This is a genomic window from Ruegeria sp. S84, assembly GCF_056583445.1.
In genome coordinates this window covers 555,316-575,518 of the sequence record NZ_CM152618.1, presented here as the reverse complement: position 1 = coordinate 575,518, position 20,203 = coordinate 555,316, and the positions used below count along the sequence as shown (strand labels likewise).

Below are 20,203 nucleotides of genomic sequence, written 5' to 3'. Positions count from 1 at the left end.
CTTGCATCGCCGGGCGTCATGGGCCAAGAACACGGCAATGCTGTGCAAACGAGGGATTGCGCCATGGCCTTGCCGGTGAAGGATCAGCTTAGATACTGGGGCATTGCCGCCGCTGTTTTCGTGCTGCTTTTGTACCTGTTGGGCGATGTCTTGCTGCCCTTTGTGATCGGTGGTGCGATTGCATATTTCCTTGATCCCGTTGCGGACCGCCTAGAAACACTCGGCCTTTCGCGCATGGCTGCGACCGGGATCATTACCGTTGTCGGCGTGTTTGGTTTTGTTTTGATGATTCTTATGGTTGTGCCCGCGTTGATCACACAGCTACTGGATCTGATTGATGTTTTGCCAAGCCTTTTTAAAGAACTGCGCGCCTTTATTGAGAAACAATTCCCGGCTTTGCTCGATCGCGAATCAAATACCCACCAGATGCTGGTGTCATTTGGCGAGACGCTGAAATCAAAAACCGGCGATGTGCTGCAAACCGTTCTGGCCTCATTGGGTTCAGCGATAAATGTCGTCGTCCTGCTGGTTATCGTACCGGTTGTAGCGGTTTACCTGCTGATGGATTGGGATCGCATGATCACCCGGATCGGAGAGCTCTTGCCCCGTGATCACGCCCCCACGATCAAACGACTTGCTGGTGAAATCGACGCCGTTCTTGCGTCATTCGTGCGTGGAATGGGTACCGTCTGCCTGATCCTCGGCACCTACTATGCTGTCGCTTTGATGCTGGTCGGTCTGCAATTCGGCCTGATCGTCGGCTTCATTGCAGGGCTGGTAACCTTCATCCCCTATTTGGGCGCCCTGATCGGAGGCACCCTGGCCATAGGCCTGGCCCTGTTTCAGTTCTGGGGGGACTGGGCACATATCGGTTTGGTCGCCGGTATTTTTGCTATCGGACAGGTGACCGAGGGCAACTTCCTGACGCCCAAACTCGTCGGTAGTTCGGTGGGCCTGCACCCGGTCTGGCTGCTGCTGGCTTTGTCGGTATTCGGCGCGCTGTTCGGCTTTGTCGGAATGCTGATCGCAGTACCTGTAGCGGCTGCCTTGGGCGTGCTGGCACGGTTTGCGACCGAGCAGTATCTGCACAGCCGCCTATATACCGGGCTTGAAGGGCTCAATCAGGAAGACGAATAAATGGCCATGCAGCTCAGCTTTGATCTGCCGTCCAAGACTGCCTTGGGCCGCGAAGACTTTTTCGTCTCGCCTGCTAATGCGCTAGCTGTTGCGATGATCTCTGCCACCTCATGGCCTGGCAACAAACTGGTGCTGAGCGGCCCTGCAGGATCGGGCAAGACCCATCTGGCGCATGTCTGGGCCGGCGAGACCGGCGGTCGAATCGTACAAGCCGCCGCGCTTCGATATGACGACGTGCCGGACCTGGCGCGCGGTCCGGTGGCGGTCGAAGATGTGCCAGTAATCGCGGCGGACGTCGAGCAGCAGAAAACTCTGTTCCATTTGCACAATCTGGTTCTGGCCGAGGGCCACGCCTTGCTGATGACCGGGCGCACGACGCCGAAACTGTGGCATCTGCCGCTGGCCGATCTGCAAAGCCGGGCCGAAGGTGCGCATCATGTGTCGCTTGAAGGGCCGGACGATGCGCTGCTGGGCGCAGTGCTGGCGAAGCTATTCACCGACCGGCAGCTCAATCCGGGGCCGGATGTCATAGCATATCTGGTCAAGCACATGAATCGAAGCTTTGAAACCGCCGCCCGCGTGGTCGAGCAGCTTGACGAAATTGCGCTGACTGAAAAACGCGACATCACCCGTGCGCTGGCGGTGCGTCTATTGAACACAGAGGCCGAACAATCGGATGCCTGTAATTGACCGGACAAGGGTGATCTCGCATCCTGTCGCGCAAAAGACCTGGGGACACCATGACCAAGATTGCCGAGACTGATTTCCCGGATCACGGGCTGTTCGGAAGGCCGCTGTTCGAAGATCCGGGCGCCCGTGCACTTTCCCGGGTCGGGGTTGTCGATATCGGATCGAACTCGGTCCGGATGGTGATCTTTGACGGCGCGGCGCGCTCACCGGCCTATTTCTACAATGAAAAGGTGATGTGCGAACTGGGCGCCGGCCTGTCAGAGACCGGCCGATTGAACCCTGAAGGTCGCAAACGGGCGCTGGCTGCCTTGCACAGGTTTCAGCATCTTGCCAGAGACCTCGGCCTGCCCGCCCTGCACGCGGTCGCCACCGCTGCGGTGCGCGAGGCCAGCGATGGACCGGATTTCTGCGCGCAGGCAAAAGCCGAAACCGGCCTGATCATCAACGTTGTCGATGGCGAGGAAGAAGCACGGCTCTCAGCTCAGGGCGTGCTGCTGGGTTGGCCCGGAGCTTATGGGCTGATCTGCGACATCGGTGGCTCGTCCGTCGAACTCGCTGAGATCGGAGGCGGCAAGGTCGGACGTCGCATGACTTCGCCCCTGGGGCCGCTCAAACTGCGCGATATCAAAGGCGGTCGCCGGGCGCGTAAGGAGCATATCAAGAAGACGCTGGAAGAGATGCGCGACCGGATGGGCCCTCAACGTGATCGGCTGTTTCTGGTCGGCGGCAGCTGGCGCGCCTTCGCACGTCTGGACATGCTGCGCCGAGGCTATCCGCTGAACGTGCTGCACGAATACCGCATGACACAAAGTCAGGTACGCGAGACCATCAAGTTCATCGAACAGAATGATCCTGATGAATTGCGCGCATTGGCCGGTGTGTCGGGCTCGCGTATGGCATTGATCCCCTATGCAATGGATGTGCTTTCACGCCTGATCCGCACGTTCAAACCAAAGGACATCGCGATTTCAAGCTACGGCATCCGCGAAGGATTGCTGTATGAACAGATGCCGCAACGCCTGCGCGACCGGGATCCTTTGATCGAAGCCTGCCGGTTTGCCGAAGCGAAAGACGCGCGCTTGCCCGGTTTCGGCAAACACCTGTTCGATTTTGTCATGCCCTTGTTCCGTTCGGCGCCGGAACCGATGCTGCGCCTGATCAAGGCAGCTTGTCTGCTGCATGACGTCAGTTGGCGTGCGCATCCAGATTACCGGGCCGAGGCCTGTTTCGAATATGTCACCCGCGCCAACATGAGCGGGATCAAACACTCCGAGCGGATCTTTATCGGGCTCGCTTTGCAACACCGATATCGCAACAAACGCGAAGGGAGCCGCTTTACCGAGCTTTACGAACTGCTCGACGAACGCGGCCAGGAACAGGCCGAAATCCTGGGCAAAGCACTACGGTTCGGAGCGATGCTTTGGATGCAGCACGACGCAGCCATGGGCAAGATGCGTTACTATCCCAAAAAACAAAAGCTCGAACTGCGTCTGCCCAAATCGGCGGGCGCATTGTTCAACGAAGTCGCCGAGGCCCGTTTTAACTCGTTGGCCGGCGCGCTGAAATCAGAACCCAAAGTGATCATTCGCGGATAATCAGATATCGGTATAACCGTTAGAAGTCTCTTCTTCCGGCACAACTTCTTCGGGCTGATCTTTGGGCTTCTTGCGGATGATAATGTCGCCGTTTGGTAACATCTCGGGCGATTCATACGCGCTCCAATCCTGCACCTGAGCAGCCAACTCAGCCAGCGCCGGACCCATTTCCCGCATGAAAGACTGCAAAGCCGGACCAAATTGGTCCGCAAATCCACGCAGGTCTTCGATCGTGGGCTCCATCTCTTGCCGCAAGCCTTCCAGAAACAACTCGGCACCCCGCTCCATCAGCGACTTACCCGAATCGTCCTGTGCTTGGGCAGGCAGGGCCAAGGCAGTACAAATAGCGCTGATCAGCATGAGACGTAGCATAGCTTGAATATAAGCGAGCGTTCCGAGTGTTGAAAGGTCAGAGCGTAATATCCAACGTTACCGGGAAGTGGTCGGATGCGGTTAGCAAGGCATCCCTCAGCTCGGGGTTGCCCCAGCAGGCGGCATCTCGAAACGGATGCCAGATGCGCCAGTTCGGGTGGTGGGCGCGCAAATCCTCGCTAATCATGATGTAGTCCAACAACGCCTCAAGATACCGTCCCTCATTAGGCCGCGCAAATCGGGCAGTTGCCGGGACAGAACCGGGGCGCAGTTCCAATGCCCTTGCTGCATGAGGATCATAGAGCCCCGCCTGCAACAATATCTCGACCGACGATCGACCGAAGAGGTGTTCGAACTCATCCAGTCCGGGTCCGTCATTGAGATCGCCCAGCAAAATCACCGGCTCTCGCTCCGTCAAATGATGTCGGACCCGTCGACCCAGCCATACCGCCTGCGCCAACTGCTTACGGCGATTGGCAATCGAAATTCGTATCATCTCATCCCGCGACGCAGCGCCATGGGGCGCTTTGGACTTCAGATGCGCCCCGATCAGTCGAAACTCCTGCCCTGAGGTTGTTTGGATCGCCAATTCCATCGGAGGCTTTGAAAACCGAACAAGATCCTCGGTCGCATCCACATCCAGGTCGATCCGGAACTCGGCATCGAAACGCGGCGCGTTCTCAGCCTCCCTTGCGTCGTGTTTGGCTGTAAGAATTTCGGGATCATAAAGCAGGGCCAATTCCTGATGTGTATCATTGGGAAATCCCATGATTGCATGGCTTGTACGCAGACCGAACGCCTCGGCAAATCGCTGCAAGGCACGGACGGTATTCTGAGACTTGCCTGTGTTGGGGGCTTCGACGATCAGCATCGCATCGGCATCAATCGCCGTCAGCACCTTTGCGATCGCCTCAACCTGCCGGGCCTTGGTCACATCGTGACGCCCTGACCAGCTGTCATCGACAATCAGGCTGTCATTGCGATCAAACAGGTTGGCGAACCATTCGATATTGTAGGTCGCCAACCGCACGGATCAGACCCGAGCGCCATTGATTTCATCCCAGGCGCGGTTGATGTCGATCATCTTTTTCTCGGCCAGCCGCACCGCCTCTTCCGGAACGCCGCGTGCCAGCATCGCATCGGGGTGAGTTTCTCGCACCAGTTGCCGCCAAACCTTGCGAATTTCGGTCAGAGGAGCGTCGCGGGGAACGCCCAGAACCGTATAGGGGTCTTTCGGCGCATCCGGTACGAAACGCGCGCGCAGGGCCATGAACTGAGCGTCGGTCTGGCCGAAAATGCGGCTGACTTCTTCCAAAAACTCGTTTTCGTTCGGATGGTAGAACCCGTCCGCCATGGCAATGTGAAACAGCCCTTCCATCAAATCGCACAGGGTGGTGCTATCTTCGGCGAACATGCGGGCAATCCGGCGGGCGTAGTCCTGATATCCAGCAACGTCTGTCCGTGCCATGTCAAAGACCTTGGCCGCCCCGTCTTCATCTTCGGGCGCGATCTGGAACACTTCACGGAAAGCCGTCACCTCATCCCGCGTCACCTGACCGTCGGCCTTGGCCATCTTGGCGCCAAGCGCCACGACAGCAATCGCAAAGGCCACCGAACGTTCTGGCGGCGTGCGCAGTTTCTCAAACACCGCAGTCAGGCTTTCGCCCTGGGCAAGCGCGTTCAGCGCGTCGGCTATTCTGGACCAGATCGACATGGGCGCACCCTAGCGTGCCTTGTCACGACTGTCAGGTGCGACAGATGACTGCGGGCCGAGTATTTTCTGCATCAGGACAAGATCCAGCCGCTGCCCCCATTTGAACCCCACTTCAGGCATGCGTCCCACCTGCTTGAAGCCAATTGCCTTATGGAAGGCGATGGCTGCGGGGTTGGCCGATGAAATGCCCGCCACCAAGACATGCACGTTATCCTCCCGCGCGATGGCTTCAAGAGCCTCCATCAACGAACGGCCAACATTCTGGCCTCTGGCTTCGGGTGCCAACTGTATCGAATGTTCGCGGCACTGCGCATATCCCGGTCCCGAGCGGAAGGTGCCATAGGTCGCAAACCCCTCGACGGCACCACTGCGCTCGGCGACCAAGAAGGCGGGACCTCTGGTTTCGATCTCTGCCACCACGCTTTCAACGCTGCGTTCATCGGTGGTGAAAGTGACCAGCGTATCACGGATAATCACGTTTGCTATCGCCGCAATCGCAGGTGCATCTTGGGCTCTGGCCTGCCGGATGTTCATTCCAGCACGCGCAACCCGTGCGGTGTTTCGATTTCAGCGCGCAATGCAGCCGGGCCGCTGTCAAACGCGACATACTCCAACGCCCCCAGACCTTTGGCTAAGTCGATTGCATCCGGATGGCACACAATCAGGCGGCGTAACCGGCAGCCACTGTCCTGAAGCATTTGTGCCGGATGCAGATCACCCTTCCACTCGATAAGCGCCGGAAAGAGGTTGTCAAATGGCAGACGTCCATTTGGGGGGACTGCCATACGCCATCGCAGCGCGCCTCGGTTCAGATCGATAGGTTGTCCGACGCCGTCGGGGAAAACGGTCAGTGACGCTTCGATATCCGGAACCCGGCAAATCCAGTTGGTCAGGCGGGGTGATCCGGTGAACCGGTCCAGATCGAACCAGCGCGTCCTTTGCGGTTTGGAGGCTTCGGGGTCGATCGCAATCGCCTCCAGATAGAGCCCATCCCGCAAGCCCAGAAGTCGATTATACGTTCCGAATTTTTCGTGCTTGCCGCCGTCCTGAAGCCGCACGCCCAGCGCCTGTTCGATATGGTCAGAAGCTTCTTCAAGCGTTTCGCCCGCAACAGCCAGATGATCCAGTAACATGAAGACGCCTCCTGATGACAAACGACCAGACCATTTGGGTCTGGTCGCATGTTTTCCGCAAAGGGGCGAAATCACAAGATTTTTCGTACGAAAAATCTTGGCGCCGGCGTCAGGTTTTGGCTTCGCCGATCAAACGCAAGATGTCTTGTGCCGCTTCAGGGATGTTCGTTCCCGGACCAAAGATCGCCTTCACACCGTGATCGTAAAGGAACTGGTAATCCTGTTGCGGAATGACCCCACCGCAGATGACTATGATGTCCTCAGCCCCCGCCTTTTTCAGTTCCTCAACCAACTGAGGCGCCAATGTCTTATGCCCCGCAGCCTGCGAAGAGATCCCAATCACATGCACATCATTGTCCACCGCGTCCTGTGCGGCTTCTGCAGGCGTCTGGAACAGAGGGCCGACATCCACGTCAAACCCGATATCGGCAAAGGCGGTGGCAATCACCTTGGCGCCCCGGTCGTGGCCGTCCTGCCCCATCTTGACCACCAGCAGACGCGGGCGGCGGCCCTCGGCCTCGGCGAACTTTTCTATGGAATTCTGAATCGCGGCAAAACCTTCGTCACCCTCATAGGCCGCCCCATAAACACCGGCCAGGGTCTTCACTTCGGCGCGGTGACGACCGAACTCTTTCTCCATTGCCATGCTGATCTCTCCTACGGATGCGCGGGCTCGGGCGGCCTCGACGGCGGCGGCCAGCAGGTTGCCTCCCTCGCGGGCGGTTGTTGTCAGGGCGTCCAGTGTCTGTTGGCAAGCCGCCTCGTCGCGCGTTGCACGGATACGCTCCAGCCGCGCGACCTGAGCTTCGCGCACGGCCACGTTATCGACGTCCAGAATATCGATCGGGTCTTCTTGCTCTTTGCGATACTTGTTGACACCAACGATGACCTCTTCGCCCCGGTCGATCATAGCCTGACGGCGCGCAGCGCTTTCCTCGATCCGCAGCTTGGGCATGCCACTGGCAACGGCCTTGGTCATACCGCCCATTTCCTCGACCTCTTCCATAAGAGCCCAGGCTTTTTCGACCAACTCGTTGGTCAGGCTTTCGACGTAGTAAGAGCCCGCCAGCGGATCGACCACATCGGTCACGCCGGTTTCCTCTTGCAACACCAGCTGCGTGTTTCGCGCGATACGTGCTGAGAAATCGGTTGGCAGCGCGATCGCCTCGTCCAGTGCGTTGGTATGCAGTGACTGTGTGCCGCCCAGAACCGCGCTCATGGCCTCATAGGCAGTGCGGACCACGTTGTTATAGGGGTCCTGTTCCTGCAGCGACACGCCCGAGGTCTGGCAATGAGTTCGCAGCATTTTCGACCGTTCGGATTTCGCCCCGAACTCGGTCATTACCCGATGCCAAAGGGTGCGCGCAGCGCGTAGTTTGGCGATCTCCATGAAGAAATTCATGCCGATGGCAAAGAAGAACGACAGACGACCCGCGAACTTGTCCACGTCCATGCCTGATTCCGTCGCTGCGCGCACATATTCGCGCCCGTCGGCCAGCGTATAAGCCAGTTCCTGCACCAGGTTCGCCCCGGCCTCTTGCATGTGATAGCCCGAGATCGAGATCGAGTTGAACTTGGGCATCTCATTCGAAGTGTAATCGATGATGTCCGAGATGATCTTCATCGAAGGCTCGGGCGGGTAGATATAGGTGTTACGCACCATAAACTCTTTCAGAATGTCGTTCTGAATGGTGCCCGAGAGCACGGCCTTGTCATGCCCCTGCTCTTCACCTGCAACGATGAAGCTGGCCAGAACCGGGATCACCGCCCCGTTCATCGTCATTGAGACCGAAACCTTGTCCAGCGGGATACCGTCGAACAGGATTTTCATATCCTCAACGCTGTCGATGGCCACACCGGCTTTGCCGACATCGCCCACCACGCGGGGATGGTCACTGTCATAACCCCGGTGAGTCGCCAGATCGAAGGCGACCGAGACACCTTGCTGGCCGGCCGCCAGATTGCGGCGGTAAAATGCATTCGATTCTTCAGCCGTCGAGAAGCCTGCATATTGACGGATCGTCCAAGGACGCCCTGCATACATCGTCGCTTTAACGCCGCGCGTAAACGGCCCGAAGCCCGGAAGCGAGCCCATATGCGGCAGATCAGCCGTGTCTTCCTGAGTATAAAGCGGTTTGACGTCGATGCCTTCCAGCGTCTCTTTGGTCAGATCGCCCAAAGGTCGGCCGCGCAGCTCTTTTTCAGCCAGCACCTGCCAGTCGTTGGTGTCGGTCATGTCGATTTCCTCTGTTCAATTCTGGTTTCGGCGGGGGCGACCCCGCGTGCATTGCTATCTGTCCGGCAGATCAGTTCAGCCCTCCCATCGGCGCCCGAGGCAAGCCATTCCAGATCATCGGCATAATCAGCCCAAAGCTGCATCGCCTGTTCAGCGGTCAGACCATGGGGCGTGGCTTTGGGCGCAGCATTCAACGCAAGGCCATCGCTGAATTCGGGCGCGGTGCGACCCGTCAGCGCCTGAAGCTGCGCCTGTTGATGACCCGCAAATTCCTCAAACGGCAAAACGAGCAATGGGACGCCCGGGAAGGCGAGGCTAATGTCAGTGATGACGTCGCGCCAGCTCCGCTTGCTTTGCGCGATGCGGGTCCACTTTGTGGGCTCGATTGGGGCGCTGCCACGTTTGAACTTATAGGCGGCCACGGAAGACCAATACATATCCAACGCGCGGATATTCAAAGCAATTTTAGTGACTCTTCCATCAAATGCCCTTGCCAAAAGCTGCCCACGTTCCTGCATACCTGGATAGAGCGAGGCAAAGGCAATATTGCGCTCCATTGAGCCCACGAAATTCTCTTGGCTGACCAATAGCTGCGTCGCGCCGTCTTTCTGACATACGTCCAACTCGCGGCGTAATCCATCACAGACCTCAGGCGTCAATTTGTTCAAGCTGTTGAGGCCATTGGAGCGTGTTCGCTCCGGCCCCCAATACGCCAAACCTTGATCTGCAAGGACCTGCACGTTCCGGCTCAGATAGTTCTGGAAACTGGTGCTTGCACATCGATGTGCGCCGCAATGCAGGATCACTTCCATCGGCCTACTCTCCCAACGCGAGGGCCGCGGGAACGGCGCGTTTTGTAGGCAAACTGACAAATACGCATGGGTGGGTGCGGCGTCCACGAAGAAAATTTTTGGTGATCACACGCATTTCGTCAGTCGCATTCGCCCCAGCAGAGGCTATATTCATCACAACAGGAGGCCTCATGACACGCACGCTTGCCTTTGTTTTCTCGGCACTATTCCCGTTGGCCGCCTTGGCCGCCGACGCGACTGCCCCTGCGAATGACAGCTTTGTTCGTCCAGTAGCTGACAGCGATCTAAGCGATTTTCTCTGGACGCATCGCCCGATCGTCGTTTTTGCCGATACCCCGGCAGACCCAAGATTCCAGCAACAGATTGACATGTTACTCGAAGGCGAGGACGCAATGCGGGATCGCGACGTGATTGTCTTGACCGATACTGATCCGGCGGCGCGATCATCGATCCGATCAAAACTGCGACCACGTGGATTCCAGATGGTGTTTGTCGACAAGGATGGTGTCGTCAAACTGCGCAAACCCAGCCCATGGAGCGTGCGTGAGATTGGCCGATCCATTGACAAGACGCCTTTGCGCGAACGCGAAATCCGCGAACGACGTGAGGGCGGCTGAGCACCTGCGACATGCTTCAAGATCCCGGCGGAAGCCGCTGGGAACCTTGAAAGATATGTCGCAGGTGCGCGCATCATCACTCGAACTCGATGATCACATCGTCAACGGCCAGACTGTCGCCGGGGCCCGCGTTGATCTTGGAGACAACGCCCTTTTTCTCGGCGCGCAGGATGTTCTCCATCTTCATCGCCTCAACGGTACAAAGTGCCTGACCTTCCTGCACCTCCTGACCTACTTCCACATCAATCTTCACGATCAAGCCCGGCATTGGGCAGAGCAGCATTTTCGATGTATCAGGCGGCAGCTTCTCGGGCATCAGGCGGGCCAGTTCGGCCTGACGCGGGGTGCGCACATGTACCTTGAGGTCAGCCCCTCGGTTTCGGATACGGAACCCGCCCGAAATCTTTCCAACCTTCAAGACCAACGGGCTGCCATCCACGTCCAACACCGCAAGTTGGTCACCCGGCGTCCAGTCAGAGGACACACGCAGAGCTGACCCGTCTTTGAATTTGACAGTCGCGCCCTGTTTGTCAGCCTTAACCTTGACGCTGAAATCCTGCCCTTGCAGAGCGACATTCCAACGTTTGCCGACTTTCCGTTCATGGTTGTCCATCCGGCCCGATACGCGGGTGCGACGGATTTCGGCAACCCGGTGCATGGCAGCGCACGAGGCTGCGATGCGACGCAGATCTTCTTCGGGAAGGTCGACGCCTTCGAACCCGTCCGGATACTCCTCGGCGATGAAAGCGGTCGTCATGTCACCACTTACAAATTTCGGGTGATCCATGACCGCTGACAGGAATGGCAAGTTGTGACCGATGCCTTCGACTTCGAAACTGTCCAGCGCCGCGCGCATCGCCTCAATCGCCTGTTCGCGGGTTGGTGCCCAGGTACACAGCTTGGCGATCATCGGGTCGTAATACATGCTGATCTCGCCGCCCTCATAGACGCCGGTATCGTTACGCACAGCGCTACCCCCTTTAGGCGCATCACCTTGCCATTTGTCATTCACAAGCAGCGGGCCTGCTGCGACCTCCTGCGGCGGGCGATAACGGGTAAGGCGGCCAATCGAGGGCAAGAAGCCACGATACGGGTCCTCTGCATAAAGACGGTTTTCAATCGCCCAGCCTGTCAGGGTGACGTCATCCTGCGTGATCGACAGTTTTTCACCAGCCGCCACACGGATCATCTGCTCCACCAGATCAACACCGGTGATCAGTTCGGTCACCGGGTGTTCCACTTGCAGGCGCGTGTTCATTTCGAGGAAATAAAAGTTCTTTTCCCCATCCACGATGAATTCCACCGTACCGGCACTGGCATAGTCTACCGCTTTGGCAAGCGCGACCGCCTGTTCGCCCATCGCCTTGCGGGTTTCAGGGTCAAGGAACGGCGATGGCGCCTCTTCCACAACCTTCTGGTTCCGGCGCTGGATCGAGCATTCGCGTTCCCCGAGATAGATGCCATTGCCGTGACTGTCACAGAGCACCTGAATCTCGATGTGGCGCGGCTGAGTCACAAATTTCTCGATGAAAATCCGGTCGTCGCCGAAGGAGTTCGCGGCCTCGTTCTTGGATGACTGGAAACCTTCCCGCGCCTCTTCGTCATTCCACGCAATCCGCATGCCCTTGCCACCGCCGCCAGCGCTGGCCTTGATCATCACCGGATAGCCAATGTCGTTCGAAATCTTCACTGCCTCATCGGCGTCTTCAATCAGGCCCATGTAACCGGGCACCGTCGAAACCCCGGCCTCCTGCGCGATCTTCTTCGAGGTGATCTTGTCCCCCATGCTTTCGATCGCACCGACCGGGGGGCCGACAAAGGCGACGCCTTCGGCATCCAGCGCCTCGGCGAATTTGGAGTTCTCGGACAGAAAGCCATAACCGGGATGGACCGCCTGCGCGCCGCTTTTACGGATGGCATCCATCACCTTGTCGATGACGATGTATGACTGGTTGGCGGGCGGTGGGCCGATATGCACGGCCTCATCCGCCATTGAAACATGCAGGGCGTTCTTGTCAGCATCTGAATAGATGGCAACCGTGCCAATGCCCATCTTGCGGGCGGTCTTGATGACCCGGCAGGCAATCTCGCCCCGGTTTGCGATCAGGATCTTGTTGAACATGGAACGTCCTTTGGCTTGATGTTCTGGAAACGCAAAACGCCGCCGCGGGGCGTTGACCCCACGACGGCGTGATGCGCAATGACGGACGGGACTTTTCCAGCCCCGTTAAATTCAGCTTTAGTTACAGTTGTTCTGGGTCTTGCAGTAAAGCACGTTGCCCGCAGCCCCAACTGCCGCCCCAAGCAGCGGATCTGCACTGAGGACCGCCGCCCCCAGAGCCCCCGCACCGCCGCCAAGGATCGCCTGTTCGCCGGTCGAGCCACCGCAGGCCGCCAAACCCGCGCAGGTTGCCAACGCAAGGGAAATTCGTTTGATTCGCATGGTTTCTGCCCTTCTAGATTTTTTGCAGTCTTTGAGAGCAGATGCCGATTTCGCGCCTTGTTATGCAATAACACGGACCACAAACTTGCGAATTGCGCAGGTTTTTGCCGCTTTTTGTCCAAACCTGACAAAAAGAAAACCGCGGACAGAACTCTGTGGGGAACACAAGCCTGCCCGCGGAAGGAAGGGGTACGGAATAGTAGGTGCTTGTGCGACGCAGGCAAAGTAGAGCCGCACGGCCCATTCACTGTGCACAGCACAATTCTGGCCGCCAACCAGTTATTGTTTCCATCTGAGATTCCGGCTGAAACCTGCCCATCCAGCGCGGCACCACGCAGATTTGCGCCGACGTCGTGATCGCCCGGACAGCGACGACTACGTCTGAAATCCGTCACGTTCCAGTTACAATTCGAAGACTTGTAGGGAGGCAGTGCGCGAGGCACCTCACGCAACATCACTACAAACTCACGCAAAAATCCTTCCGGTGACAGTAACTTAGATTCCGGTTTCACCGCAGCGTGAAACGTCACATGTCTACCGACACTTTTGCTTGAAAAATTGAGAGCATCTTCTCTCAACTTGGTGATTTCCCAAGAATTCAGTTGCGTGGAACGGTGCCCCTGCACACTCGCACACAAGGAATTATCCATATGATAAAAAAGGGTAAAACTGCTAGCCTGCTTGCTGCCAGCGCGCTTTCCGTGACCGGTATGCAAGCCTTGGCGCAAGATGCACAAACTCAGGCTGAATTGGCTGCACTGCGCGCCCGGGTCGAAGCGCTGGAATCCTCCAATCCCGGGTCTGGCACTGGGGATCTGCAGATCGGCAACACCACTCTGGACGTCTACGGTTATGTCAAAGCCGACTTCTTCTATGATTTCGAATACGATCAGGGCGACACCGCATTCGTAAACGTGATAGGTGAACCCTCGGCTGAAACGGATGGCACGTTTGGCGCCACAGTCCGTCAGTCTCGTATCGGCCTGCGCACCAGCACTCCTTCGGGAATCGGTGACATTCAGGGCCAGATCGAAGTCGATGCCTTCGGCTCGGACGGAACCGCCGAATTCCGAATTCGTCATGCCAATATCCGAATTGGGGAACAATGGCTGATCGGACAATACTGGACCAATTTCCAACCTCTGGACACCTACCCGACCTCGGTGGAATTTAACGGGCCGGTCGGGATCGCTTTCGCGCGCGTACCGCAGGTGCGCTACACCAACAATATCGGATCGAATAGCACCTTCGCCGTTTCCGTTGAAGAAAACGTCGGCGGCTCGGATTCGGATGATCCCGTGCTGACTGGTTCGGTCGAATACAACGATGGCAAATACATCGCTCGTGCCTCGGCGCTCTACGGCAAGGCGCAATCCGGCGACGTCGAGGTCGATCAGACCGGTTTCTCTTTGTCGGGCTCGATCCGACCGTGGGAAGGTGGGTTGTTCCAGGTCAACTATGTCAACGGCGAGGCACTTGGCCCCTACCTGATCGGCTTGGGCGACGCAGTCGTCGGGGGTCAGGCCAACGATGTTGATGGCTACACCATCGAATTCCGTCAGGACCTGAGTTCCAAATGGAACGTCGGCATCGCCTATGGCAAGGAAGACTACGACCTGCCTACATCGACCGGTACTTTGTCGTTCACCGAGCTTGAGACGATCCACGTCAATGCCTTTTACAAGGCGACAGACAACCTGACGCTCAGCGCCGAATACATCTATGGAGAGCGGAACGACACAATTTCCGGCGACACATTCGACGGCAATCGTGTCCAGTTGGCCGCGCAACTCAACTTCTGATGAAAACAGCCTACCCTGCCCATTAGCGGGCAGGGTTCCAGTGTCACTGATCATCTGAGTGTTATGTGCGGCAGCCCCGGTCACAATCAGCGCACTCCGTCGAACACGTCAGGGAAAGATTGGCGCGCGGCGTCCAGATTGATCACCAGCAGAGCATCATAGCTTGCAGGATCAAACGGGTCTTCGGCGGCGACAACCTCGCGCCCGAACAGCCAACTTAGACGGCCCGCGTCCAGATTGCCCCGCTCAAAGGGCTGATCACCAAAGTGCGCCCATAACGCCTCGATAAACGCGACATCTGCGCGCTTGTCGGCGGGTTTGCGATCGCGAAAGCGTTCTCGCTGGGTCAGCGGCGTAACGCCCTTGGGATTGGCCCGCCGAATGGTGAACTGGAAGTCTGTTCCGGGCAAACGTCCGGGGAAACCGCGATGTTTCAGCATTGCGAAACCTCAACGGAGAAGTTCCAGATATGGCAGGCCATCGGACATGCCTGCGGGATTGAAGTGATCATGCGAACCTCCAGAGCTGCATCACTGTATCGGGACACTCTGAGACCGTGACATTGTTGGTTCATGGTCAGAGCCCCTCCCAGATACACCGGGATTGATCCAGCCGGTAGGCTTCGAAGAACTGCGTTGCGTCAGGTTCGGAGGTGCCGAACGCCACCGGTCTGTCCGAAAACGAAATCACGATCCGGGCAGGCTGCAATTCGTGCTGGGCCACGTAAGGCACCGCCAGTGTTTCACACAAATGCTCCATGTCGACTACGGCGACATCATATGTGATACGACCTGCAGTCGATCCGATCTTGGGTGCAATGAACCGAAACCGCACCCAAAGCTCACCCGGATTGGTGTCCAGAAGCACATCGCTAAGCTCGACCGGTTGACCCGATGGCACGGGCAGCAGGTTTGAGGCCAGCGCCGAACCTACTCCGACCAGCAACGTAATAACCCCGGCGCATCCCCGGATCCGCCAGCGGCGGCCTCCTTCCTCCGGGGGAGCGTGCAGAGTGGTTGCAACCTGCACGGTCTTATGTCCGGTCAATCGGGGCATTTACGGCTCGGGCCTCCTCGGCGGGCATTTACAGCGGGATATTGTCGTGCTTTTTCCAAGGGTTCTTCAGTTGCTTGCCGCGCAGGCTCGCAAATGCACGTGATACACGGCGGCGGGTCGATTGTGGCATGATCACCTCGTCGATAAAGCCGCGCTCGGCCGCGACGAAGGGATTTGCGAACCGGTCCTCGTAGTCCTGAGTGTGTTTCGCAATCTTGTCGGCGTCGCCCAGATCGGCGCGGTGGATGATTTCGGTCGCGCCCTTTGCGCCCATCACCGCGATCTCAGCCGTGGGCCACGCATAGTTGAAGTCGCCGCGCAGGTGTTTGGAGGCCATAACATCATACGCGCCACCGTAGGCCTTACGCGTGATTACGGTGACCTTTGGCACGGTCGCTTCGCCATAAGCAAATAGCAGTTTCGCGCCGTGCTTGATCACGCCGCCATACTCCTGCGAAGTGCCCGGCAGAAAGCCCGGAACATCAACAAGCGTCAGGATCGGGATTTCAAAGCAATCACAGAACCGCACGAACCGGGCCGCTTTTCGGGAACTATCGATGTCCAAACATCCTGCCAATACCATGGGTTGGTTGGCCACGACGCCCACGGTCTGCCCTTCAAGCCGGATAAAACCGGTGATGATGTTCTTAGCGTAGTCTTCCTGAATCTCGTAAAAATCACCCTCATCCGCCACTTTGGTGATCAGTTCCTTCATGTCGTACGGCGTGTTCGGATTGTCCGGGATCAGCGTATCCAGCGATGTCTCGACCCGGTCAGGGCTGTCAAAAAACGGACGAACTGGCGGTTTCTCGCGATTGTTGAGCGGAAGGAAGTCGACAAGACGGCGCACCTCGGCCAGCGCTTCCACATCGTTTTCAAACGCGCCATCAGCGACCGACGACTTTTTGGTGTGGGTTGAAGCCCCGCCCAATTCCTCTGCCGTCACGACCTCATTGGTCACGGTCTTCACAACGTCTGGGCCGGTTACGAACATGTACGAGGTGTCTTTGACCATGAATATGAAGTCGGTCATCGCAGGACTGTAAACCGCACCACCTGCACACGGCCCCATAATCACGCTGATCTGCGGAACGACGCCCGAGGCCATGATATTACGCTGGAACACCTCAGCATATCCGGCCAATGAAGCGACGCCCTCCTGAATCCGCGCCCCGCCCGAGTCGTTGATCCCGATCACCGGCGCTCCGTTTTGAACTGCCATGTCCATGATCTTGCAAATCTTCTGCGCATGGGTTTCTGACAGCGAGCCGCCGAATACGGTGAAGTCCTGGCTGAAGACGTAGACCATTCGACCATTGATCGTACCCCAGCCTGTGACCACCCCATCACCAGCAGGCTTTTGTTTCTCCATTCCGAAATCAGTGCAGCGATGGCTGACAAACATGTCAAACTCTTCAAAGCTGCCTTCGTCTACCAGCAACTCGATCCGTTCGCGTGCCGTCAGCTTTCCGCGGGCGTGTTGCGAGTCGATGCGTTTTTGCCCACCACCCAATCGCGCGTTGTTGCGACGGCCTTCGAGCTCGGAAAGGATGTCTTTCATGTCGGTAGTCTCCCAAGAGAATTTGCGCGACCATAACGAGTTGGGATCGGCGGCCAAAGAAGTTTTCGGCAAATTTGCAAATATTTGGCAACACTATTTGAGATAACTGCAAATTTGTTAATTAACACAACAAGCCAAACTGCCGATGGCATTTCGCGCGATCAGGGTCTAAAGGTAAACCATGCAGTTCAGTTCACCCTCTGTCAGCCGCACGCCCCCCACGCTTGCAACACTCGTTTTGTTGTCAGGATTGTCGGCGCTGAGCATGAATCTGTATCTGCCCAGCCTTCCCTTTATGGCGACGTATTTTCAGACTGATTACAAGGTGATGCAGCTTTCGATCGCGCTTTATCTTCTGGTCAACGCGGCACTGCAAATCTTAATAGGACCCATCGCCGATAAGGCCGGACGTCGGCCTGTACTGCTGTGGGGACTCGCCCTTTTTTTGCTGGCAACGCTGGGGTGTATATACGCCCCAAATGTCGAGACCTTTCTGGCCTTCAGAATGTTTCAGGCCGTCATTGTCGTTGGTATTGTCTTAAGTCGTGCGGCTGTGCGGGACATGTACGAACAGGACCAGGCTGCTTCGATGCTCGGATATGTCACCATGGGGATGGCAGTCGTTCCGATGATCGGCCCTGCTGTCGGCGGGCTTCTCGAAGAAACTTTTGGCTGGAAAGCCAATTTCTGGCTGCCTTTCGCTCTTGCGGCGCTGGCGCTGGTGCTGACCTACCAAGACTTTGGCGAAACCGCCGCCGCAAGCGGCAAAACACTGATGCAGCAATTTCGCGAATACCCTGAACTGCTGAAATCGCCCCGCTTCTGGGGCTACTCCCTGTCCTCGGCGTTCTCTTCAGGTGCGTTCTTTGCCTATCTCGGGGGCGCACCCTTTATCGGGACCGAAGTGTTCGGCATGACAGCCGCCGAGGTCGGCATCTACTTTGGCGCGCCTGCGATTGGCTATTTCTTCGGCAACTTCATCAGCGGTCGATTCTCGGTTCGCTTCGGCGTCAACCGCATGGTGCGCTGGGGATGCTGGCTGAATGCAATTGGCGTGGCCCTATCAGCTTTGTTGTTCCTAGTGGATTTGGGAACGGCGCTCAGCTTCTTCGGCCTGATGACCTTCGTCGGGTTGGGCAACGGCATGGCGATCCCAAATGCAACCGCCGGATCGCTTTCGGTCCGCCCGCATCTTGCGGCTACTGCCTCTGGTTTGAGCGGTGCGATCATGTTGGGCGGCGGCGCGGCACTCAGCGCATTGGCAGGCGCATTGCTGACGCATGAGACGGGCGCGATGCCTCTGCTTTGGCTGATGCTGGCAACCGCCGCACTGGCAATCTGCGCGATCAGCGTTGTTATCTGGCGCGAACGGCAATTGGGTCTGTAGACGGCTTGCGCGACAGGGTTTGCAAAGTTAGCCTGCAGATTCAGTAAAGCTGCAAAGAACCGCCATGGCCACTCAGAAACTATACGCTGGCGCCAAGCTGCGCGAAATGCGCACACGCCTGACCCTCACGCAGAAGGACTTCGCCGCAAAACTGGGCGTTTCACTGCCCTATTTGAACCAGATGGAGAACAAAAACATCCTTCTAATCCACTTACCTTAAAGAGTTACGATATCGATAGTATTAGTGGGCATCAAAGCGTCACCCATGGAAGTAAAACCATAGAAACTTGCTACCCTCTGAATCGCAAGGATTTCAAATAGATGTGTCACACCGATATTGCAATTCTTGCAGGATTGGGGGCCATTACACGTAGCCTCAATAGGAACGCACTCAAAAGAGGGCGGTATGCCAGAACATTCACATAACAATATATCAAAAACCTTGATGTCACTGCAAAACTAACTAAAGTTTTGCCAATATGGCAGAGATTTACTCCGTAAACACCAATACTGGTGAGGTCTTCATCCGCGCGCTCCCAGCAGAAGACGTAAGTGGCTTTTTTATTGGAGAGTACCAACAGTCTGGCAACGGCTCTGGCCTCGTCGGGTTAGAACCAGTTGCGACGGATATGCCCTATGTTGCCCAACCTGACGACGGCTTTATTTATTATAGGCAAGTTCTCGGACCTTTGAATTCGCCTTCCGGCCAAAGGGACGCGATTGTGCTCGCTGACAGCAGCGGAAACCCCGTCGACGCAGTGGGATGGGGAAAAGACAGCGACTTCGATCTAATCGGTGGCCCCGGGGATGGGATACCTATCAACCCGGGCGATGGAACTTATGCCCCGGGAGATGGTCCGACGTACGTCGACGGTCCGCCTTGGAACACCGGTCCGGATCCCACAGATCCTCCAAACGGTTTAGTGCCTTTGCCCCCCCATGCTTTGGAAAAGGAACGTTGATAGAAACAATTGACGGTCCAATACCAGTTGAAGATCTAAAGCCCGGACAGATGATATGCACAAACGATGGCACAAAACCCGTCCTTTGGGTTGGTCACGCAAAAGTTGTTTTTGGGAGACCAGAACTAGATCACCTCAGACCCATAATTTTCTCACCAAGCAGCCTTGGACGAAACACACCTCTCCGCAGCTTGAAGTTGTCACCTCAACATAGAATTTGCCTTCAGAAACCAGAATACGAGTTACTTTTTGGAACTAATAGTGTGCTGCTGCCAGCAAAATTCCTCGTTGGACGACAAGGTGTAACAGTTGACCGAGAAATAGATAGTGTCGACTACTATCATATCTTGTTGGATGGGCATTTCATTCTCTATTCAAACGGCTTGATGGCCGAAAGTTTACTGTTGTCTGAATGGGTATACTCAGAATCCTCGGCCGCAGCACTTTTAGAGTTCCGAGAAATTTTTAAGGAAAATGCAGGCGGCAAGCAAAACGTGACCTCGCGAACTTGCTACCCTGTCCTAAGAAAAAGTGAGATCCCACTCCTGAGTATTGACGTTAGACGTCTGCATTGAGCTTGCGGGAAAAACTAGATTACGAAACTGCTGTAAGCACTTGGGGTGGAAGTATCCGCATAAACTGTATCAGATTTCTGATGCACAAAGCTTCTCTTGGCTATTTTTTGA

Annotated in this window: 19 protein-coding genes and 1 pseudogene; 8 read left to right on the top strand and 12 right to left on the bottom strand. The window is 56.8% G+C overall.

The annotated features are described in order from the left end of the window. The first annotated feature begins 63 nt into the window (after positions 1-63). From AC1DFB_RS02955 to AC1DFB_RS02945, 3 genes are read left to right on the top strand one after another with little or no spacing between them, the layout of a single operon-like run. Positions 64-1,137: an AI-2E family transporter gene (locus AC1DFB_RS02955; protein ID WP_170392915.1), complete on the top strand. Its 1,074-nt coding sequence runs from the start codon at positions 64-66 to the stop codon at positions 1,135-1,137. After that, on the top strand, positions 1,138-1,827 hold the full coding sequence (locus tag AC1DFB_RS02950; protein WP_170392125.1) for an HdaA/DnaA family protein: 690 nt from the start codon (positions 1,138-1,140) through the stop codon (positions 1,825-1,827). A 50-nt stretch (positions 1,828-1,877) separates the two neighbouring features. Then, entirely contained in the window at positions 1,878-3,422 is a 1,545-nt protein-coding gene (locus tag AC1DFB_RS02945; RefSeq protein WP_170401504.1) for a Ppx/GppA family phosphatase, read from the top strand. On the opposite strand, the gene AC1DFB_RS02940 is transcribed toward AC1DFB_RS02945, so the two are convergent. The 7 genes from AC1DFB_RS02940 to AC1DFB_RS02910 all read right to left on the bottom strand — a co-directional run bounded on the left by AC1DFB_RS02940 (position 3,423) and on the right by AC1DFB_RS02910 (position 9,689). After that, the gene (locus AC1DFB_RS02940) at positions 3,423-3,782 is read right to left on the bottom strand and encodes a hypothetical protein (RefSeq protein WP_480436234.1); all 360 of its coding nucleotides are present in this window, start codon (positions 3,780-3,782) and stop codon (positions 3,423-3,425) included. Positions 3,783-3,831: 49 nt separating this feature from the next. Continuing rightward, positions 3,832-4,824 carry an endonuclease/exonuclease/phosphatase family protein gene (locus AC1DFB_RS02935; protein WP_480922095.1) on the bottom strand — a complete coding sequence of 331 codons (993 nt, stop codon included), beginning with the start codon at positions 4,822-4,824 and terminating at the stop codon, positions 3,832-3,834. 3 nt (positions 4,825-4,827) lie between these two features. Next, positions 4,828-5,508 (bottom strand): molecular chaperone DjiA, encoded by a 681-nt coding sequence (locus tag AC1DFB_RS02930; RefSeq protein ID WP_170392133.1) that lies wholly within the window; start codon positions 5,506-5,508, stop codon positions 4,828-4,830. A 9-nt stretch (positions 5,509-5,517) separates the two neighbouring features. Then, positions 5,518-6,042, bottom strand: coding sequence for an N-acetyltransferase family protein (locus AC1DFB_RS02925; protein ID WP_480867076.1), 525 nt, complete (start codon positions 6,040-6,042; stop codon positions 5,518-5,520). Beyond that, a complete protein-coding gene (locus AC1DFB_RS02920; protein WP_170401518.1) occupies positions 6,039-6,641 on the bottom strand; it encodes a VOC family protein in 603 nt (200 codons plus the stop codon). Before AC1DFB_RS02920 ends, AC1DFB_RS02925 begins: the two co-directional genes overlap by 4 nt. Positions 6,642-6,750: 109 nt before the next feature. Then, positions 6,751-8,877 (bottom strand): methylmalonyl-CoA mutase, encoded by a 2,127-nt coding sequence (scpA, locus tag AC1DFB_RS02915; RefSeq protein WP_170401522.1) that lies wholly within the window; start codon positions 8,875-8,877, stop codon positions 6,751-6,753. Then, on the bottom strand, positions 8,874-9,689 hold the full coding sequence (locus tag AC1DFB_RS02910; RefSeq protein ID WP_480922094.1) for a hypothetical protein: 816 nt from the start codon (positions 9,687-9,689) through the stop codon (positions 8,874-8,876). The genes scpA and AC1DFB_RS02910 overlap by 4 nt, the downstream gene beginning before the upstream one ends. Positions 9,690-9,859: 170 nt before the next feature. Here AC1DFB_RS02910 and AC1DFB_RS02905 point away from each other — a divergent pair, with 170 nt between their 5' ends. Beyond that, positions 9,860-10,306 (top strand): DUF4174 domain-containing protein, encoded by a 447-nt coding sequence (locus AC1DFB_RS02905; RefSeq protein WP_170512329.1) that lies wholly within the window; start codon positions 9,860-9,862, stop codon positions 10,304-10,306. 76 nt (positions 10,307-10,382) lie between these two features. On the opposite strand, the gene AC1DFB_RS02900 is transcribed toward AC1DFB_RS02905, so the two are convergent. Both AC1DFB_RS02900 and AC1DFB_RS02895 read right to left on the bottom strand, forming a co-directional pair. Continuing rightward, complete coding sequence (locus tag AC1DFB_RS02900) at positions 10,383-12,428, bottom strand: ATP-binding protein (RefSeq protein WP_480922093.1); 2,046 nt, start codon at positions 12,426-12,428, stop codon at positions 10,383-10,385. Between the two features lie 117 nt (positions 12,429-12,545). Beyond that, positions 12,546-12,749, bottom strand: coding sequence for a hypothetical protein (locus tag AC1DFB_RS02895; RefSeq protein ID WP_170392147.1), 204 nt, complete (start codon positions 12,747-12,749; stop codon positions 12,546-12,548). A gap of 650 nt (positions 12,750-13,399) precedes the next feature. Between AC1DFB_RS02895 and AC1DFB_RS02890 the strand changes: the two genes are divergently transcribed. Beyond that, complete coding sequence (locus AC1DFB_RS02890) at positions 13,400-14,551, top strand: DcaP family trimeric outer membrane transporter (protein ID WP_480922092.1); 1,152 nt, start codon at positions 13,400-13,402, stop codon at positions 14,549-14,551. Between the two features lie 86 nt (positions 14,552-14,637). Here the strand turns inward: AC1DFB_RS02890 and AC1DFB_RS02885 are convergent, their stop codons facing one another. The 3 genes from AC1DFB_RS02885 to AC1DFB_RS02875 all read right to left on the bottom strand — a co-directional run bounded on the left by AC1DFB_RS02885 (position 14,638) and on the right by AC1DFB_RS02875 (position 17,168). After that, a complete protein-coding gene (locus AC1DFB_RS02885) occupies positions 14,638-14,991 on the bottom strand; it encodes a hypothetical protein (protein ID WP_170392151.1) in 354 nt (117 codons plus the stop codon). Positions 14,992-15,127: 136 nt separating this feature from the next. Beyond that, entirely contained in the window at positions 15,128-15,607 is a 480-nt protein-coding gene (locus AC1DFB_RS02880; RefSeq protein ID WP_480562390.1) for a DUF6497 family protein, read from the bottom strand. A gap of 28 nt (positions 15,608-15,635) precedes the next feature. After that, a complete protein-coding gene (locus AC1DFB_RS02875) occupies positions 15,636-17,168 on the bottom strand; it encodes an acyl-CoA carboxylase subunit beta (protein WP_170563888.1) in 1,533 nt (510 codons plus the stop codon). Positions 17,169-17,349: 181 nt separating this feature from the next. Between AC1DFB_RS02875 and AC1DFB_RS02870 the strand changes: the two genes are divergently transcribed. From AC1DFB_RS02870 to AC1DFB_RS02860, 3 genes and pseudogenes are all read left to right on the top strand, one after another. Continuing rightward, positions 17,350-18,555: a multidrug effflux MFS transporter gene (locus tag AC1DFB_RS02870; RefSeq protein WP_170420747.1), complete on the top strand. Its 1,206-nt coding sequence runs from the start codon at positions 17,350-17,352 to the stop codon at positions 18,553-18,555. 64 nt (positions 18,556-18,619) lie between these two features. Continuing rightward, positions 18,620-18,751, top strand: a pseudogene (locus tag AC1DFB_RS02865) (helix-turn-helix domain-containing protein); the annotation flags it as partial. A 567-nt stretch (positions 18,752-19,318) separates the two neighbouring features. Next, positions 19,319-20,092: a Hint domain-containing protein gene (locus AC1DFB_RS02860; protein ID WP_480922091.1), complete on the top strand. Its 774-nt coding sequence runs from the start codon at positions 19,319-19,321 to the stop codon at positions 20,090-20,092. The last annotated feature ends 111 nt before the right edge of the window (positions 20,093-20,203 follow it).

What these genes read in the sequence shown, in the direction of transcription:
- AC1DFB_RS02890 (WP_480922092.1), top strand. Translation starts at nt 13,400, where the DNA reads ATGATAAAAAAGGGTAAAACTGCTAGCCTGCTTGCTGCCAGCGCGCTT.
- AC1DFB_RS02870 (WP_170420747.1), top strand. Translation starts at nt 17,350, where the DNA reads ATGCAGTTCAGTTCACCCTCTGTCAGCCGCACGCCCCCCACGCTTGCA.
- AC1DFB_RS02905 (WP_170512329.1), top strand. Translation starts at nt 9,860, where the DNA reads ATGACACGCACGCTTGCCTTTGTTTTCTCGGCACTATTCCCGTTGGCC.
- AC1DFB_RS02900 (WP_480922093.1), bottom strand. Translation starts at nt 12,428, where the DNA reads ATGTTCAACAAGATCCTGATCGCAAACCGGGGCGAGATTGCCTGCCGG.
- AC1DFB_RS02945 (WP_170401504.1), top strand. Translation starts at nt 1,878, where the DNA reads ATGACCAAGATTGCCGAGACTGATTTCCCGGATCACGGGCTGTTCGGA.
- AC1DFB_RS02925 (WP_480867076.1), bottom strand. Translation starts at nt 6,042, where the DNA reads ATGAACATCCGGCAGGCCAGAGCCCAAGATGCACCTGCGATTGCGGCG.
- AC1DFB_RS02860 (WP_480922091.1), top strand. Translation starts at nt 19,319, where the DNA reads ATGGGGAAAAGACAGCGACTTCGATCTAATCGGTGGCCCCGGGGATGG.
- AC1DFB_RS02955 (WP_170392915.1), top strand. Translation starts at nt 64, where the DNA reads ATGGCCTTGCCGGTGAAGGATCAGCTTAGATACTGGGGCATTGCCGCC.
- AC1DFB_RS02885 (WP_170392151.1), bottom strand. Translation starts at nt 14,991, where the DNA reads ATGCTGAAACATCGCGGTTTCCCCGGACGTTTGCCCGGAACAGACTTC.
- AC1DFB_RS02875 (WP_170563888.1), bottom strand. Translation starts at nt 17,168, where the DNA reads ATGAAAGACATCCTTTCCGAGCTCGAAGGCCGTCGCAACAACGCGCGA.
- AC1DFB_RS02880 (WP_480562390.1), bottom strand. Translation starts at nt 15,607, where the DNA reads ATGCCCCGATTGACCGGACATAAGACCGTGCAGGTTGCAACCACTCTG.
- AC1DFB_RS02910 (WP_480922094.1), bottom strand. Translation starts at nt 9,689, where the DNA reads ATGGAAGTGATCCTGCATTGCGGCGCACATCGATGTGCAAGCACCAGT.
- AC1DFB_RS02950 (WP_170392125.1), top strand. Translation starts at nt 1,138, where the DNA reads ATGGCCATGCAGCTCAGCTTTGATCTGCCGTCCAAGACTGCCTTGGGC.
- scpA (WP_170401522.1), bottom strand. Translation starts at nt 8,877, where the DNA reads ATGACCGACACCAACGACTGGCAGGTGCTGGCTGAAAAAGAGCTGCGC.
- AC1DFB_RS02920 (WP_170401518.1), bottom strand. Translation starts at nt 6,641, where the DNA reads ATGTTACTGGATCATCTGGCTGTTGCGGGCGAAACGCTTGAAGAAGCT.
- AC1DFB_RS02940 (WP_480436234.1), bottom strand. Translation starts at nt 3,782, where the DNA reads ATGCTGATCAGCGCTATTTGTACTGCCTTGGCCCTGCCTGCCCAAGCA.
- AC1DFB_RS02895 (WP_170392147.1), bottom strand. Translation starts at nt 12,749, where the DNA reads ATGCGAATCAAACGAATTTCCCTTGCGTTGGCAACCTGCGCGGGTTTG.
- AC1DFB_RS02930 (WP_170392133.1), bottom strand. Translation starts at nt 5,508, where the DNA reads ATGTCGATCTGGTCCAGAATAGCCGACGCGCTGAACGCGCTTGCCCAG.